Origin of the sequence: Aurantimonas sp. E1-2-R+4, from assembly GCF_036549515.1 — a bacterium.
GTDB classification, from domain to species: domain Bacteria; phylum Pseudomonadota; class Alphaproteobacteria; order Rhizobiales; family Rhizobiaceae; genus Aurantimonas; species Aurantimonas coralicida_A.
Genome location: NZ_JAZHLK010000014.1, coordinates 1 through 14,203 on the forward strand (window position 1 = coordinate 1; position 14,203 = coordinate 14,203).

Here is a 14,203-nt window from a genome sequence, read left to right on the forward strand (position 1 = left end):
CGTGTGAAGGGGAACCGGTGCTGCCATGACAAACCTCCGTTTGTCACAGTGATTCAGAATTCTGTCAGCTTGGGAATCCCCGAAGAGTCGGCCTTCGCTCCCGTTGGTATTAGCCACCGCCAAATCGTCGACGACAAGGGCGATGGAGAGCGCGGGGTCGTAGAGAAACGAGCTTCCGCGGGCCGCCATCGTGTGACGCCGCGACTGTTCAATACGAAGAGACCGCCGAATGGCGGTCTCGATTTCTCGGAAAATGAAAGCTTGGAGAAGCGCGCCTGTCAGCGCGCCCGGCGCCGTTCGGATGCCGGCTGGAAGGCCAATGATGCGTGGTATTCGCAATAGGGCGAAGACTCGTTCGAGCCGTTGCCGCAAAAGTGGAAACCCGGCTTCAGCGGATCGCCCACTGGCCATTTGCAGGTGCTCTCGGTCAGCTGCACGAGGCTGAGCTTACGCGCGATCGGGACCACTTCGCCAGATTGACGTTGGGGTTCGGCGATCACTTCCGTCTCCTCCTCGGGATCCATCTTCAAAGCCGTCGCACCGTGGGTGCGGGGCATCGAGCGCGCCGAAACCGATTGCGCCGGCATAAAACGTGCCGGCTGCACCATTTCGATGGTCTCGACTTCCTTCAAGTGGGGCGACGCTTGCCGTTCCGCAACCGGAGCCGCGACATTGGGAGACTTCGCGCGCGATTCCAGCTTCAGCCGATGGACCTTTCCGATCACCGCATTGCGGCTGACACCGCCCAGTTTGTCAGCAATCTGGCTGGCACTGAGGCCCTCCGTCCAAAGTCGCTTCAGCAACTCCACGCGTTCGTCGGTCCAGCCCATGACAAGCTCCTTACAGCAAAAATAGGCGGCGGGCGGAATCCTTCACCCCGCCCAAACGGTGTGCGAGGTGACGCACTACATTTATTGAGGAACTAGGTCCGCCGCACGAAATCTAGTATCTTGAATTCAATTTAGCCCATCGCTGGACTCTGTGACAAGAGTCCAGCGTGTCACACGCGAATCGTTTTCGCGCTTTTCCCCAGACTTGTGGGTTAATGGGGCGTTAACGCAGACCGTGAATTTTGCGCGGAACGCGAGGCACGCCGAATTCGCACTCCATCGCGGCCCGGTTCCAGCCACCCCTATCGGCCGCTGCCGCGTAGGTCGATTGCAGGAACCGCAGCAGCGTCGCTTCCGGATCGGCGCTTGTCCGGACCGATTCATACGGCAGCAGAAACTCTCCGAGCTTCGCGTCGAAGCGCGCGGCGACCGGCTCCACCGCACGGTCCGCGAAGCCATTCGGCACGGGGTAGGCGTAGGAATAGAACATCGCCTCGTCGATGCCGCCGCCCCCCGGCCAGAACCCTGCCGAAGAGACCTCGTGGCTGTAGGCCTCGCGCGTCACCACATCCGGCAAGTTTGGAAAACCGCCGGGATGCAAAGGGGCGGGGCGACCGGAAAAACGTGTCACGGCAAGATCGAGCGCGCCCCAGAAGAGATGCACCGGGCTGACCTTGCCGACAAAGCCTGTGCGAAAACGTCCGAACACACGATCGATATGGATAAGGGCTTGGTGGAAGCGGCGCACCGCGTCGCGGTCGTAAGGCCGCTCCTCGGTGTCGGAGGCGAATGGAACCTCGTCCGGCAATTCGTTAGGGCGGCCATGAATGGAAGGCTCACCGCCCACGGACGTGACCAATCGCTTGGTGCGGTCGAAGAAGGCGGCGACGCTCATCGGCTGTAGCGGAAAGCTTTCACGCGAACCGCTTGCGGCTTCGGCCACAAGAGCATGGTCGCAAAAGTCGAAGCTGAGCGTGACCACGCCGCCGGGATCCGGGATCGGACCGGTCGTCAACCCGCGTGGGGTGACATAGAGGGTGGCGTGCCAGGAATGATTGACCCAGGGGGTATGGGCGAGCCGGTATTTGCCGACAATCTGCGACCAGAGATGAAGGGCCTTGCAGGTTTCCCGCCAGGCCGGGAAAGGCAAGACGGGCCAATCGGAATTCATTCAATCGACCTCTTTTCGCCAAAGCCCTCGCGGCGAAGGCGGTTGCCCACGGGGCAAACGATCGCTTCCGATAGTATCCTTCTGCGGGTTTCATTGACACCCGCCCGACCCGCTGTGGTATAGCTAGGCATCCGATGCATTCGGAGCGACCCGCAAAGCCTGCCCTCTCGGCAGGCTTTGACGTTTCCAGAACCTGATCCAAGACGATCCCACCCGGGAGCCGAACCGGATCATCAGCGAAGTCGATCGCCATGGCTGACAGCAAGGACCATCAATCGCCTCTCTTCGAGACCTACGCGCGCGCCGATCTCGCCTTCGAGCGCGGTGAAGGCGTCTGGCTGGAGACGCGCGATGGCCGACGGTACATGGATTTTGGCGGCGGTATCGCGGTCAATTCCCTCGGTCATGCCCATCCGCATCTCGTCGCCGCGCTCAAGGACCAGGCGGAGAAGCTCTGGCATGTGTCTAATCTTTATGAGATTCCCGGCCAGCGGCGCCTCGCCGAACGATTGACCGCCGCGACCTTTGCCGATCGCGCCTTTTTCACCAATTCGGGCGCCGAGGCGCTGGAATGCGCGATCAAGACGGCGCGGCGTTATCACTTTGTCAGCGGCGCGCCCGAACGTTTCCGGATTCTGACCTTCGAGGGCGCGTTCCACGGGCGGACCCTCGCGACGATAGCCGCCGGCGGCCAGAAGAAATATCTCGAAGGCTTCGGCCCGAAGGTCGAGGGCTTCGATCAACTGCCGTTCGGCGACCACGAAGCGCTGAAACAGGCCGCTGCCGCGCCGGACGTCGCCGCGATCCTGATCGAGCCGATCCAGGGGGAGGGCGGCATCCGCAAGGTCCCGCCCCAGTGTCTCCGGGGGTTGCGCGGGCTTTGCGACAAGCATGGCATCCTGCTGATCTATGACGAGGTGCAGACCGGGATCGGGCGAACCGGCACGCTCTACGCCTACGAGCATTCGGGCGCCGCGCCGGATATCCTGGCCTCGGCCAAGGGTCTCGGCGGCGGCTTTCCCATGGGCGTATGCCTGGCGACGGCGGAAGCGGCCATCGGCATGACGCCGGGAACCCATGGCACGACCTATGGCGGCAATCCTCTGGCCATGGCCGTGGGCAACGCGGTTCTCGACATCGTGCTGGCGGACGGTTTCCTTGAGCATGTCCGCGACACCGCACTGTTGTTCAAGCAGTCGCTGGCATCGCTGGCCGACCGCTATCCCGACGTCGTCGAGGAGATCCGCGGCGAAGGTCTGCTACTCGGCCTCAAGGCCAAGGTTCCCAACACCGAACTGGTGGCGGGCATGCGGGAGCAGGGGCTCTTGGCGGTTCCGGCCGGAGACAATGTCGTACGTCTGCTGCCGCCGCTGATCCTGACGGCGGACGAAGTCCGGGAAGGAATGGCCCGCATTGAAACGGCCGTTGCTTCCCTGTCGCTGGGCAACCGGCGCAAGAGTGCATGAGGCCGGAGCGATGATGAACGGACATCCCAAGCATTTTCTCGATATCGCGGCGGTCGAAAGCGGCGAGCTTCGCGCCATCATGAGCGATGCGGCGGAGCGCAAGGCGCTCGGCCGCAACGGCCCGAAACCGCTTGCCGGCAAGGTGCTGGCGATGATCTTCGACAAGCCCTCGACGCGCACCCGCGTGTCGTTCGATGTCGCCATGCGCCAGCTCGGCGGCGAGACGCTGTTTTTGTCGGGCGCGGAAATGCAGCTTGGCCGTGAGGAGACGATCGCTGATACGGCGCGGGTGCTTTCGCGCTATGTCGACGCAATCATGATCCGCACGACCGCGCACGCGCGGCTGATGGAACTCGCCGAGTTCGCCACCGTGCCGGTGATCAACGGACTGACCGACGACACGCATCCCTGCCAGATCATGGCCGATCTTCTGACCTTCGAGGAAAAGCGCGGGCCGGTTCGCGGCAAGACCTTCGCCTGGACCGGCGACGGCAACAACGTCTTGTCCTCCTTCGTCGAGGCGTCGGCCCGGTTCGATTTCGCCTTGCGGGTCGCGACACCCGCCGGATCGGGACCCGACATGCACTTCGTCGAAAGGGCTCGCAATGCGGGGGCCTCGATCCTAACTACCGACGACCCGGTGGAAGCGGTGACCGGCGCCGATTGCGTCGTCACCGATACCTGGGTGTCCATGGGCCGCGAGGACCAAGCCCGCGGCCACAATGTCTTCATGCCCTATCAGGTGAACGAGCGCCTGATGGCGCATGCCAAGCCCGAGGCGCTTTTCATGCATTGTCTCCCGGCCCATCGCGGCGAGGAAGTGACCGACGCCGTCATCGACGGACCGCAGTCGGTGGTCTTCGACGAAGCGGAAAACCGGCTTCACGCGCAAAAATCGATCCTGGCCTGGTGTTTCGGCGAAGTCGTCGCGGACCCATCGCAGCAGGGCATGGCGGGTAAGAAGCATGGCTGAGGCAGAACGCGCGCTCGGCGAGTTTGGCTATGCCGGCGACGACGCCGTAGTCCCCTTCAACGTCGAGGCGCTCGAAGCGCGCGGCCGGGCGGTCCAACTCGGCCCCATGCTGGATCAGATCCTCGGGCGTCACGATTATCCCGAGCCGGTGTCGCGCCTGCTCGCCGAGATGATCGCGCTGACGGTGTTGCTCGGCACGTCGCTGAAATTCGACGGCAAGTTCATCGCCCAGACTCAGACGGACGGGCCGGTGGACCTTCTCGTCGTCGATTTCGCCACGCCCTCGAGCGTCAGAGCCTATGCCCGCTTCGACGACGCCAAGCTCGACGCGGCCATCAGCGCCGGCACGACGCATTCCGAGGCGCTTTTGGGCAAGGGCGTCATGGCGCTCACCGTCGACCAGGGCGCCTATATGCAGCGCTACCAGGGCATTGTCGAACTGAACGGCACATCGATGGAAGAAGTGGCCGAGGCCTATTTCCGCCAGTCGGAGCAGATTCCGACGGCGGTGAAGCTGGCGGTCGCCAAGATCGCCCGGCGCGGCGAGAACGGGTTCGTCGAGGGTTGGCGAGCCGGCGGCCTCATCGCGCAGTTCCTGCCCGAGGCGCCGGAGCGCATGCGTCTGCCCGATCTGCCGGGCGGAGACGCGCCGGAAGGGGCCGACGATCCCGAGGGGAGCTTCGAGCCGGACGACGCCTGGGTCGAGGTGCGCGCGTTGGTCGACACGATCGATGCGTCCGAGCTTGCCGACCCCGATGTCGGTGTCGAGCGGCTGCTATTCCGACTCTTTCACGAGCGCGGAGTGCGGGTGTTCCCTGCCAAACCCGTCGCCGACGACTGTTCCTGCACGCGCGAGCGAATCCGCGACGTCCTGTCGAACTTCTCCCAGGAGGAGATCGGCGAGAGCGTCGAGGACGGCAAGATCGCAGTCACCTGCGAGTTCTGCGGCGAGGGCTACGAGTTCGACCCGGCCGAATTTGAGGCGGACGCGACGTCGGGCGACGCGCCGGCGTCAGAATAGGCGGATCAGACCGCGCTCATGCCGATGGTCTCGGCCTAATTCAGCACCCGCTGCCGCACGGGTACGTCCAGCGAGAACGCCGGGATCTCCACCGTGAAGAACGTGCCGTCGGGTCCCTGCATCTCGTAATGGCCGCGCATGAAGCCGGAGGATGTGCCGAGTGGGCAGCCGGAGGTGTAGGTAAAACTGTCGCCAGGCGACAGCACCGGCTCCTCCCCGATGACGCCGGGGCCGCGAACCTCCTCGACATGGCCGTTGGCATCGGTGATGTGCCAGTATCGTGATCGCAGTTGCGCCGGTTCACGGCTGCCGTTGGTGATCTCGACCGTGTAAGCCCAGAACCAACGGCCGTCGTCCGGTTGGGACTGGTCCTCAAGGTAGGCGGGCGTCACGGTGACCGTGATCTCGCAAGTCGTCGCCTTGTACATGGCCAGTTCCAATGCCTGTCGCCTCGTTCCCTTTATCGCGGTGCGGCGTGCCAGGGTCAATCGCGCGACGTCAGAAGTTTGGACGGTAAAAGTTTGCTCGACGGTGTCCTGAAGAAACGGATCGATCCGCCGATGAACCGGCTGGCTGTGGTCCTGTGCCGCCGGGGCGTCGGTGCCAACAGCGTGACGGTCGCCGGCCTCATCCTCGGCCTCGCCGCCGCGGTGGCGATCGCCTTCGGTTCTCTCTGGGGGGGGCTGGTCCTCATCCTGGTGTCGCGGCTGGCCGACGGGCTCGACGGCGCGGTGGCGCGGCAGACCGGCCCGACCGATCTCGGCGGCTATCTCGACATAGTCTTCGACTATGTCTTCTACGGCATAATCCCGCTCGCCTTCGCGATCCTCGATCCGGCGGCGAACGGGCTGGCGGCGGCGGTCCTTTTGATGAGCTTCTACGCCAATGGCGCGAGCTTCCTTGCCTTCGCGATCATGGCCGAGAAGCGCAAGCTTGCCACGGAGCAACGGGGCAGGAAGTCGCTGTTCTTTACGACCGGGCTCGCGGAAGCGACCGAGACGATCGCGGCCTTCGTGCTGTTCTGCCTGTTTCCGCAATATTTCGCGGCCATCGCCTATGTGTTCGCGGCGATGACGACCTGGACCTTCGTGTCGCGAATCCGGCTGAGCCTCAAGAGCTTCGGCTGAACCGGCGATCGTTCATCGAGCCGCTGCCAACGCCTCTTCGATATCCTCGATCAGATCCTCGACATCCTCCAGTCCGACCGACAGGCGCAGCAAACCGTCGGAGATTCCGAGCTCGGCGCGCGCCTCCGGGGCCAAGTTTTTATGGGTGGTCGTCGCCGGATGGGTGATCAGGCTCTTGGCGTCGCCGAGATTGTTCGAGATCAGAATGATCTCCAACGCATTCGAGAAGGCGAAGGCGGCGGGCTTGCCGCCCTTGACCTCGAAGGCGAGCAGGGTCGAACCGCCGCTCATCTGCCGGGCGATGACGGCCGCATCCGGGTGATCAGCACGGCCGGGGTAGATCACTTTCGCGACCTCTTGCCGCTCGGCCAGGATATCGGCGATGCGCGCCGCAGATCGGGTCTGGTGAGCGACGCGGATGGGCAGCGTCTCCAACCCTTTCAGCAATGTCCAGGCGTTGAACGGCGACAACGACGGGCCGGTGTGTCGGAAATAGTCGTGCAGATTCTCGTCGATCCAGTCCTTGGAGGAGAGAACGATACCGCCGAGGCAGCGGCCCTGGCCGTCGATGTGCTTGGTCGCCGAATAGACGACGACGTCGGCGCCAAGCTCCAGTGGCCGCTGCTGCATCGGTGTGGCGAAGACGTTGTCGACGACCAGACGGGCGCCGGCCGCATGGGCGATTTCGGCGACAGCGGCGATGTCGATGACCTCCAGCGTCGGATTGGTCGGCGACTCCAGAAAGAACACCTTGGTTTCCGGTCGCACCGCATCGCGCCACGCGTCGAGATCGCGGCCATCAATGAGCGTGCAGGCAACGCCGCAGCGCCCCAGCACGGTCTCCACGACATAACGGCAGGAGCCGAATAGCGCACGGGCCGCAACGACATGATCCCCGGCTGTCACCTGGCACTGCATGGCGGCGGCGACCGCGGCCATGCCGGACGCGGTCGCGCGGGCGTCCTCGGCGCCTTCCAGCGCCATCATCCGCTCTTCGAACATGCGCGTCGTCGGATTGCCGTAGCGGCTGTAGATGAAGCCGGGTTCCTCGCCCTTGAAGCGGGCTTCGGCGGCTTCGGCGCTGTCGTAGACGAAGCCCTGGGTGAGGAACAGCGCTTCGGAGGTCTCACCGAACCCCGAACGCATGGTGCCGCCATGGACCATCGCCGTCGCCGGCCTCAGTTTGCGCCGCTCTTCCGCTTTCTTCAGCATCGCTTTTCTCCGAACAACAAAAAACCGGCCGCAGCAATGCCACGAAGCCGGTCCATCGAATATCCAATCGTCGGATCGGCCCTTTAGCGACTTGTTTTACGTGGCTGCAAGCCGGCCGGCCAAATCACCACTCTCGACTTTGCAAATAGACCCGATCCCGTTAGGCGTCAATCGAGGACCAAGTGGCCGCCCGCAGGGCGGTGCACCTGCAGGCGATGACGGGACAACCGATGACCGACGGAATTTTGCCGGATCGCGCGATCGCGACGCTGTTCGACACGGGGGCGATCGCTGCGCCGATTGAGCGTGACGCGGACCAGATCCAGCCGGCGAGCCTCGACCTGCGGCTCGGACCGAAGGCGTATCGCGTTCGCGCGAGCTTTCTGCCGGGGCAAGGGCGTAGCGTAGCCCAGCAGCTTGCGCGTTTCCAATTGCACGAGTTCAGCTTGACCGAGGGCGCGGTGCTGGAAACCGGCTGCGTCTACGTGGTGCCGTTGCTGGAAACCCTGCGCCTGCCGGACGGCGTCCGGGCGACGGCGAACCCCAAATCCTCGACCGGCCGGCTCGACATCTTCACGCGGGTGCTCGCGGACGCGGGGCAGGAGTTCGACAAGCTGCCCGCGGGCTATGCCGGGCCACTCTATCTTGAGATATCGCCGCGCACGTTTCCGATTCTGGTGCGGCAGGGCTCGCGCCTGTCGCAAATCCGTTTTCGCACCGGCGAACCCTTGCTGTCCGAGACGGAATTATCGGATCTCCACTCCCATGAACGGTTGACGACAGCGCCAGAGGCCAACATCTCCGGCGGCGGTATCGCGCTGTCGATCGATCTGGTGGGGAATGCCGACGGGCTCGTCGGCTACCGTGGCAAGCGGCACACCGGGGTCGTCGATGTCGACCGGCGTGGTGCCTATCCCCTAGCCGATTTCTGGGAGCCGATCCATCGGGGCAAGACCGGCGAACTCGTTCTCGATCCGGACGAGTTCTACATCCTGGTATCCAAGGAAGCCGTGCATGTGCCGCCGGCCTTCGCGGCGGAGATGACGCCCTTCGATCCGTTGGTCGGGGAGTTCCGCGTCCATTATGCGGGCTTCTTTGACCCCGGCTTCGGCCATTCGGCGGCCGGCGGAACCGGAAGCCGGGCCGTGCTGGAAGTGCGCAGTCACGACGTGCCGTTCATCCTCGAGGATGGGCAGATCGTCGGGCGGCTGGTGTATGAGCGGATGCAGGCGTTGCCGGACCGGCTGTATGGCCTCGATCTCAAATCGAACTACCAGGCCCAGGGATTGAAGCTGTCGAAGCATTTCGTCTGAGGCAGGTGGCTCTGGCCAAGCGCGAATAAAGATTGCCTGGTGCCGCGCTTGCTATGGATAGCGTGACGGCCTCGGCCTATATCTGGTCTCGGCGGGCTGCGCGGTGCGACAGGGGTAACATTATCTCGGGGCCTTAGTCATCCCTAGGGAGCTGTCCCTGCCTTGGCTCGTGGGCCAGGGCACACGGCGCCCACCTACATTGTAGGTTCCCGGGTTCGACTTCTCCATCGGCCGGGTGGCTCGCCATCCTCTTTCCGGCCCCGTATCGCGACGAGCGTCCGATTTCGGGCGACACGGCCAATCTTGGCATCTTTCTCTTGCTCATCACCGGTGATATCCGGCACTCCCATTCGCAGGAGTGACGGGGGACCACGGCATGCAGCAAGCAAAGCAGCGTCTGCGCGCGGAAGCACTGGCGCGGCGTGATGCGATGGGAGCCGAGGCCCGGATCGAGGCCTCGCTCGCGGTTGCCGACCGCTGCGCCAATCTGGTTGCGGTGGAGCCCGGTTCCATCGTCTCCGGCTTCCTACCGATCCGCACGGAAATCGACATACGGCCATTGATGATGGCGCTTGCCGACCAAGGCGCGCGGCTGTGCGTCCCGGCGATCGTGGAAGACCGACTGCAGTTTCGGGAGCTTCTGCGCGGCGCACCGTTGGAGCCACAAGGCTTCGGCACCTATGCGCCGGGGCCGGACGCGGCGGTGCTCGATCCCGATGTCATGCTAGTGCCGCTCGCCGCCTTCGACCGGAGTGGCGGCCGCATCGGCTATGGCCGCGGCTATTACGACGCGGCGATCGCAAAGCTGCGCGAGAAGGGCAAGGCGCCGCACCTAATCGGCGTCGGTTTCGCCGTGCAGGAGATGGAGGCCGTGCCGACCGAGCCGCACGACATCCCACTGCATGCAATCGTCACCGAACGTGAGGCGATCCAGTGTGATGGGCCGTGATCAGCGCCGTTTCTCGCGCCCCAGGATCAAGGCCCAATAGGGCTGGCCGTTGCTGCCGGTCGCGGCGGCAAAACCGATCTCTGTCACGTTGGGATTCAGCAGGTTGCGGCGGTGGCCGGGAGAGTTCTTCCAGCCGGTGATGACGGCGGGGGTCGAACGATAGTTCCAGCCGATATTCTCGGAGACCGCCGCCCAATTGTAGCCGAAGGACGCGACGCGGCTCGGCAAAGCGCCATCGACCGAATGGCTGAGATTGCCGCGTGCCGCCATCGCCCGGGCCTGCCGGTCGGCCGCCTTGTCCAGCATGGCGTCGAAGCGGACTGATCCAAGCCCGTTCTGCGCCCGGAAGGCGTTGATCGAGGCGAGGGCAACCCCGCGATCCACTGACAATGGCTTGGTCGAGGCGATGTCGAGGGCGCCCGTCGAGCCGACACAGGCGGCAAGGAGCGCGACCGAAAGAAGGGCCAGAAATCGTGCGAAGACGGATGCTAGGCCCGACGGGCGGTATCGGAGGAAGGAATTCATGGTTTAGACAAGCCCTCGTATCGGTTGATGCGACCCGCGCCGGACAGGTTTTCTTCCTTCCGCGCGGAAATGTCCTAGCTTTGCGGCTGGACATGAAAACGCCAAGGACACTGCATGATCGACCGTCTCGCCAAAGCGATATCGCAACGCCAAGAACCCGTGATCATGTCGGAAGAATGTTCACCAAAGCATGAACGACATTCCGCCGACGGCAAATCCGGCGCCCGGCATGGGCGCGCCTGATGCGTTTTCTCTTTCTCGGCGACATGGTCGGAAGGTCGGGTCGCACGGCCGTCTACGACAAGCTTCCCGGTCTGATTTCCGACTGGAAACTCGATTTCGTCGTGGTCAACGGCGAGAATTCAGCCGGCGGTTTTGGCATCACCGAGGAGATTTTCCAACGGACGCTGGAGGCCGGCGCCGATGCGGTGACCACCGGCAACCACGTCTGGGATCAGCGCGAGGCATTGGCGTTCGCGACACGCCATGATCGCTTCATCCGGCCGGCCAACTACCCCAAGGGCACGCCCGGCAACGGGTCGGGACTGTTCGAAGCCAAAAACGGCGCGCGGGTGCTCGTCACCAACATCATGGGCCGGGTGTTCATGTCACCCGATCTCGACGACCCGTTCGCCTGCGCCGATGACATCCTGTCAGCCTGTCCGCTCGGTGAGCAGGCGGACGCGGTGATCGTCGACTTCCATGCCGAGGCGACCAGCGAGAAGCAGTGTTTCGCACATTATCTCGACGGCCGTGCCAGCCTCGTCGTCGGCACCCACACCCATGTCCCGACGGCGGACCATCAGATCCTGGTCGGTGGCACGGCGTACCAGTCGGACGCGGGCATGTGCGGCGATTATGACTCCTCCCTCGGCATGGAGAAGGAGGAGCCGATCAACCGCTTCGTTTCCAAGGTACCGCGCGGGCGCTTCGAGGCGGCGCAGGGGCCCGCGACCCTCGCCGGCCTTGCCGTCGAGATATCCGACCGAACCGGCCTTGCCGAGAAGATCGCGCCGGTACGGATCGGACCGAGGCTCACCAGGGCGGTGCCGGATTTTTGGTAACAGCCCTCTGTCCTTTGGCGCGCCGCGCCCGACTTTCTCCGCAGGTTTGGAGCGCTGTGCGTCCATTTGGATGAACGGCGCTCCAAATTTTTGATTGAGCATCGGATTGATCCAAAAACCGGATTCCACTTTTTGGTCCGATTCTCTAGCCGACCTCTCGCGCTTCAGGAGCCCCGATGGCCGACTTCTTCGCCTTTCTCGCCGACCCCACCGCTTATGCGGCCCTCGCCACGTTGATCGTGATGGAGGTCGTGCTCGGCATCGACAATCTGATCTTCATCTCGATCCTCTCGAACAAGCTGCCGGAAGAACACCGGCAGCGGGCCCGCCGGGTCGGAATCGGTCTTGCCCTGATCCTGCGGCTGGGGCTGCTGTCGACCGTTGCCTTCATCGTTCAACTGACCGAACCGCTGTTCGAGGCCTTCGACCACGGCTTTTCCTGGCGTGACCTCATCCTCATCGCCGGCGGGCTCTTCTTGGTCTGGAAGGCAACGAAGGAAATCCATCACAGCGTCGATCCGGACGATCACCCGGATACGATGATCGGCAAGGCGGCGACGCTGACCTTCGGCGCCGCGATCGTGCAGATCCTGCTGCTCGATCTGGTGTTTTCCATCGATTCCATCATCACCGCCGTCGGCATGACCGACGAGCTCGGGATCATGTTCATCGCCGTCATCGTTGCGGTCGTGGTGATGCTGGTCGCGGCCGGACCGCTGTCGCGCTTCATTGAGGCGAACCCGACCATCGTCATGCTGGCGCTGGGCTTCCTGCTGATGATCGGCATGACACTGATCGCCGACGGCTTCGGCGTGCATGTGCCGAAGGGCTACATCTACGCCGCCATGAGCTTCTCGGCCCTGGTCGAGGGGCTGAACATGCTGGCGCGGAGGAAGCGGCAAAAGGCTGCGGCATTGAAGGCTGCGACGGGCGGCACCGTCCCGGCGCAAGCGCATGGCGAGCCGCCGACGATCGGTTGAGCGGGGGGCGCGTCAGACTCCTGAGAGCACGATCACCGTCGGCCGGCCCGGAAGCGTGCGGAGCGAGACAGAGAAGCTGTCTTCCGAGCGCCTGTCGACCGCGAAGTCGGGCAGCCGATCGAGGAACCGGTCGATTGGCCCGCGAAAGCGGTGCATCGGCAGGACGATCGAGGACCGCAGTCGCTTGGCGATCTCGCCCATGCCCTCCTGGCTGAGCGTATAGCCACCATCGACGGGCACCATGAGGATGTCGAGACGGCCGATCTGGGCGTAATCCTCGTCGGTCAGGCGATGATGGAGATGGCCGAGATGGCCGATGCACAGCCCCGCCACCTCGAAAATGAAGATCGAGTTGCCGTCCGGCTCGATTCCGCCGCCGAAGGAACGGATGTCGGTCGGCACGTTGCGCACATACATGTCCTCGACGGTGAGGGCATGGCGGGCGGGGCCACCCTCGGGATTCCAGCCCTTCAGGACATTCTCGATCGCCGGGTCCGGAAACTCCGTGAAATGAGTGGCGTGCGCCTTGTTCATCGTGGCGATGTCAGGGACGGTTGGGCCGGCGAAACCGGAATAGTCGGTGGCCACCGTCACGCCGTCGGGGCTTTCGATCAGATAGGTCGAATGATGGACATAGGTGATGCGGACCTCGTCTCGGCTGAGTTGGGCCAGGCGCATGGGCGCCTTCGCGTCCATGGAGACGTAGGTCGCGCGGAGCGTCTCAGGCAAATTTTCCGCAACGGCGATGCAAGTGCTCGGGACCGATTGGGCGGCAGCCGCGCCCGGCGCGAGGATCAGCAGGGCTGAGAGCAGAGCGAAGGCATGGCGCATCGGCTTGGTCCTTTTCGATGGTCCGGGCCGGATGACCCAAGGCAGTCACAAATCGATGCCGCCATCCGGCGGTTTCTCTGGTGCGGCATCGACCGGCGGCGCCAGCATTGCGCGCTCTTTCAGGAACGGGTGGATCGCCACTGCCGCCCGCAACTGCGCTTGTGCCAGTCGAAACCGCCCCTGACGCATCAGGATATGCGCGCGCCCGGCCATAGCGCCGAAATGATAAGGTTCGAGCGCGATGGCTCGATCGACGTCTTCGAGGGCGCCGTCGAAATCCTCCTGCAGGAAGCGGATGAAGCCGCGCTGGTTGAAGGCCTCGGCGTATGTCGGTGAACGCGTGATCGCTTCATCGAGGAGCTCCCGCGCGCCCGCGAAATCGTAATTGCCGCGCCGGCTCATGGCGTCGTCGACGAGGCGCCGCGTGGTGGAATCGGGCGCCGCTCGCATCCAGAAACGCCAGATGGCGGCCTCGGCCGCACGCCCCTCGACATCGGATGTCGCGGCCTTCAACGCAACGAAGAGTTTCGTCCGCGTATCGGGTGCGTCGGCGTTGGTGCCAGTGGAGGGCTTCGACAGCAGTTGGGCGTGGGCTGTCCCGAACGGGATCAAGAGTACGAGAATGATGGCAGTGAAGTTGCGTATCATGGCGCCGACTCCAAGTACGTCACGACCTGTTCCCCGCAGCCTAACGACAGGGCGAGACCGGGAGAGATCCGCGTCGGTCGATGCCGGTTCGCT

At 64.0% G+C, this 14,203-nt stretch carries 16 protein-coding genes, 1 other RNA gene and 1 riboswitch; of the genes, 10 read left to right on the forward strand and 7 right to left on the reverse strand.

The window, feature by feature from the left end:
* Positions 1–278 precede the first annotated feature (278 nt).
* Both VQ045_RS08500 and VQ045_RS08505 read right to left on the reverse strand, forming a co-directional pair.
* The gene (locus tag VQ045_RS08500) at positions 279–830 is read right to left on the reverse strand and encodes a GcrA family cell cycle regulator (RefSeq protein ID WP_331829816.1); all 552 of its coding nucleotides are present in this window, start codon (positions 828–830) and stop codon (positions 279–281) included.
* A gap of 223 nt (positions 831–1,053) precedes the next feature.
* On the reverse strand, positions 1,054–2,001 hold the full coding sequence (locus tag VQ045_RS08505) for a DUF5996 family protein (RefSeq protein ID WP_327625161.1): 948 nt from the start codon (positions 1,999–2,001) through the stop codon (positions 1,054–1,056).
* A 251-nt stretch (positions 2,002–2,252) separates the two neighbouring features.
* On the opposite strand from VQ045_RS08505, the gene VQ045_RS08510 reads away from it, so the two are divergent.
* Genes VQ045_RS08510 through VQ045_RS08520 form a run of 3 tightly spaced genes read left to right on the forward strand, consistent with a single transcriptional unit; the run spans position 2,253 to position 5,461 of the window.
* Positions 2,253–3,467 carry an aspartate aminotransferase family protein gene (locus VQ045_RS08510; protein WP_327625160.1) on the forward strand — a complete coding sequence of 405 codons (1,215 nt, stop codon included), beginning with the start codon at positions 2,253–2,255 and terminating at the stop codon, positions 3,465–3,467.
* Between the two features lie 10 nt (positions 3,468–3,477).
* A complete protein-coding gene (argF, locus tag VQ045_RS08515) occupies positions 3,478–4,440 on the forward strand; it encodes an ornithine carbamoyltransferase (protein WP_327625159.1) in 963 nt (320 codons plus the stop codon).
* Positions 4,433–5,461: an Hsp33 family molecular chaperone gene (locus VQ045_RS08520; RefSeq protein ID WP_327625158.1), complete on the forward strand. Its 1,029-nt coding sequence runs from the start codon at positions 4,433–4,435 to the stop codon at positions 5,459–5,461. Before argF ends, VQ045_RS08520 begins: the two co-directional genes overlap by 8 nt.
* 35 nt (positions 5,462–5,496) lie before the next feature.
* Here the strand turns inward: VQ045_RS08520 and apaG are convergent, their stop codons facing one another.
* Positions 5,497–5,889: a Co2+/Mg2+ efflux protein ApaG gene (apaG, locus tag VQ045_RS08525; protein WP_327625157.1), complete on the reverse strand. Its 393-nt coding sequence runs from the start codon at positions 5,887–5,889 to the stop codon at positions 5,497–5,499.
* Positions 5,890–5,982: 93 nt separating this feature from the next.
* Between apaG and VQ045_RS08530 the strand changes: the two genes are divergently transcribed.
* Positions 5,983–6,588 carry a CDP-alcohol phosphatidyltransferase family protein gene (locus tag VQ045_RS08530; protein WP_331829817.1) on the forward strand — a complete coding sequence of 202 codons (606 nt, stop codon included), beginning with the start codon at positions 5,983–5,985 and terminating at the stop codon, positions 6,586–6,588.
* A 12-nt stretch (positions 6,589–6,600) separates the two neighbouring features.
* On the opposite strand, the gene VQ045_RS08535 is transcribed toward VQ045_RS08530, so the two are convergent.
* Positions 6,601–7,800, reverse strand: a complete 1,200-nt coding sequence (locus VQ045_RS08535) for an O-succinylhomoserine sulfhydrylase (RefSeq protein WP_331829818.1) — start codon at positions 7,798–7,800, stop codon at positions 6,601–6,603.
* A gap of 63 nt (positions 7,801–7,863) precedes the next feature.
* Positions 7,864–7,941: riboswitch (SAM riboswitch) on the reverse strand.
* Between the two features lie 89 nt (positions 7,942–8,030).
* Here VQ045_RS08535 and VQ045_RS08540 point away from each other — a divergent pair.
* From VQ045_RS08540 to VQ045_RS08550, 3 genes are all read left to right on the forward strand, one after another.
* Positions 8,031–9,113 carry a 2'-deoxycytidine 5'-triphosphate deaminase gene (locus tag VQ045_RS08540; RefSeq protein ID WP_327623471.1) on the forward strand — a complete coding sequence of 361 codons (1,083 nt, stop codon included), beginning with the start codon at positions 8,031–8,033 and terminating at the stop codon, positions 9,111–9,113.
* 90 nt (positions 9,114–9,203) lie between these two features.
* Positions 9,204–9,359: non-coding RNA, 6S RNA (gene ssrS, locus VQ045_RS08545), on the forward strand.
* A 130-nt stretch (positions 9,360–9,489) separates the two neighbouring features.
* Entirely contained in the window at positions 9,490–10,062 is a 573-nt protein-coding gene (locus tag VQ045_RS08550) for a 5-formyltetrahydrofolate cyclo-ligase (protein ID WP_331829819.1), read from the forward strand.
* On the opposite strand, the gene VQ045_RS08555 is transcribed toward VQ045_RS08550, so the two are convergent.
* Positions 10,063–10,587 (reverse strand): CAP domain-containing protein, encoded by a 525-nt coding sequence (locus VQ045_RS08555; RefSeq protein WP_331829820.1) that lies wholly within the window; start codon positions 10,585–10,587, stop codon positions 10,063–10,065. It abuts the gene before it with no gap.
* Positions 10,588–10,701: 114 nt separating this feature from the next.
* Here VQ045_RS08555 and VQ045_RS08560 point away from each other — a divergent pair, with 114 nt between their 5' ends.
* The 3 genes from VQ045_RS08560 to VQ045_RS08570 all read left to right on the forward strand — a co-directional run bounded on the left by VQ045_RS08560 (position 10,702) and on the right by VQ045_RS08570 (position 12,631).
* Entirely contained in the window at positions 10,702–10,830 is a 129-nt protein-coding gene (locus VQ045_RS08560; RefSeq protein ID WP_331829821.1) for a hypothetical protein, read from the forward strand.
* A complete protein-coding gene (locus VQ045_RS08565) occupies positions 10,830–11,651 on the forward strand; it encodes a TIGR00282 family metallophosphoesterase (RefSeq protein WP_331829822.1) in 822 nt (273 codons plus the stop codon). The genes VQ045_RS08560 and VQ045_RS08565 overlap by 1 nt, the downstream gene beginning before the upstream one ends.
* 176 nt (positions 11,652–11,827) lie before the next feature.
* Positions 11,828–12,631 (forward strand): TerC family protein, encoded by an 804-nt coding sequence (locus VQ045_RS08570; protein ID WP_331829823.1) that lies wholly within the window; start codon positions 11,828–11,830, stop codon positions 12,629–12,631.
* Positions 12,632–12,643: 12 nt separating this feature from the next.
* On the opposite strand, the gene VQ045_RS08575 is transcribed toward VQ045_RS08570, so the two are convergent.
* Entirely contained in the window at positions 12,644–13,462 is an 819-nt protein-coding gene (locus VQ045_RS08575; protein ID WP_331829824.1) for an MBL fold metallo-hydrolase, read from the reverse strand.
* Between the two features lie 45 nt (positions 13,463–13,507).
* A complete protein-coding gene (locus VQ045_RS08580) occupies positions 13,508–14,110 on the reverse strand; it encodes a tetratricopeptide repeat protein (protein ID WP_331829825.1) in 603 nt (200 codons plus the stop codon).
* Positions 14,111–14,203: the final 93 nt, after the last annotated feature.

What these genes read in the sequence shown, in the direction of transcription:
- VQ045_RS08505 (WP_327625161.1), bottom strand. Translation starts at nt 2,001, where the DNA reads ATGAATTCCGATTGGCCCGTCTTGCCTTTCCCGGCCTGGCGGGAAACC.
- VQ045_RS08565 (WP_331829822.1), top strand. Translation starts at nt 10,830, where the DNA reads ATGCGTTTTCTCTTTCTCGGCGACATGGTCGGAAGGTCGGGTCGCACG.
- VQ045_RS08555 (WP_331829820.1), bottom strand. Translation starts at nt 10,587, where the DNA reads ATGAATTCCTTCCTCCGATACCGCCCGTCGGGCCTAGCATCCGTCTTC.
- VQ045_RS08510 (WP_327625160.1), top strand. Translation starts at nt 2,253, where the DNA reads ATGGCTGACAGCAAGGACCATCAATCGCCTCTCTTCGAGACCTACGCG.
- VQ045_RS08535 (WP_331829818.1), bottom strand. Translation starts at nt 7,800, where the DNA reads ATGCTGAAGAAAGCGGAAGAGCGGCGCAAACTGAGGCCGGCGACGGCG.
- VQ045_RS08540 (WP_327623471.1), top strand. Translation starts at nt 8,031, where the DNA reads ATGACCGACGGAATTTTGCCGGATCGCGCGATCGCGACGCTGTTCGAC.
- argF (WP_327625159.1), top strand. Translation starts at nt 3,478, where the DNA reads ATGATGAACGGACATCCCAAGCATTTTCTCGATATCGCGGCGGTCGAA.
- VQ045_RS08580 (WP_331829825.1), bottom strand. Translation starts at nt 14,110, where the DNA reads ATGATACGCAACTTCACTGCCATCATTCTCGTACTCTTGATCCCGTTC.
- VQ045_RS08520 (WP_327625158.1), top strand. Translation starts at nt 4,433, where the DNA reads ATGGCTGAGGCAGAACGCGCGCTCGGCGAGTTTGGCTATGCCGGCGAC.
- VQ045_RS08500 (WP_331829816.1), bottom strand. Translation starts at nt 830, where the DNA reads ATGGGCTGGACCGACGAACGCGTGGAGTTGCTGAAGCGACTTTGGACG.
- VQ045_RS08560 (WP_331829821.1), top strand. Translation starts at nt 10,702, where the DNA reads ATGATCGACCGTCTCGCCAAAGCGATATCGCAACGCCAAGAACCCGTG.
- apaG (WP_327625157.1), bottom strand. Translation starts at nt 5,889, where the DNA reads ATGTACAAGGCGACGACTTGCGAGATCACGGTCACCGTGACGCCCGCC.
- VQ045_RS08575 (WP_331829824.1), bottom strand. Translation starts at nt 13,462, where the DNA reads ATGCGCCATGCCTTCGCTCTGCTCTCAGCCCTGCTGATCCTCGCGCCG.
- VQ045_RS08550 (WP_331829819.1), top strand. Translation starts at nt 9,490, where the DNA reads ATGCAGCAAGCAAAGCAGCGTCTGCGCGCGGAAGCACTGGCGCGGCGT.
- VQ045_RS08570 (WP_331829823.1), top strand. Translation starts at nt 11,828, where the DNA reads ATGGCCGACTTCTTCGCCTTTCTCGCCGACCCCACCGCTTATGCGGCC.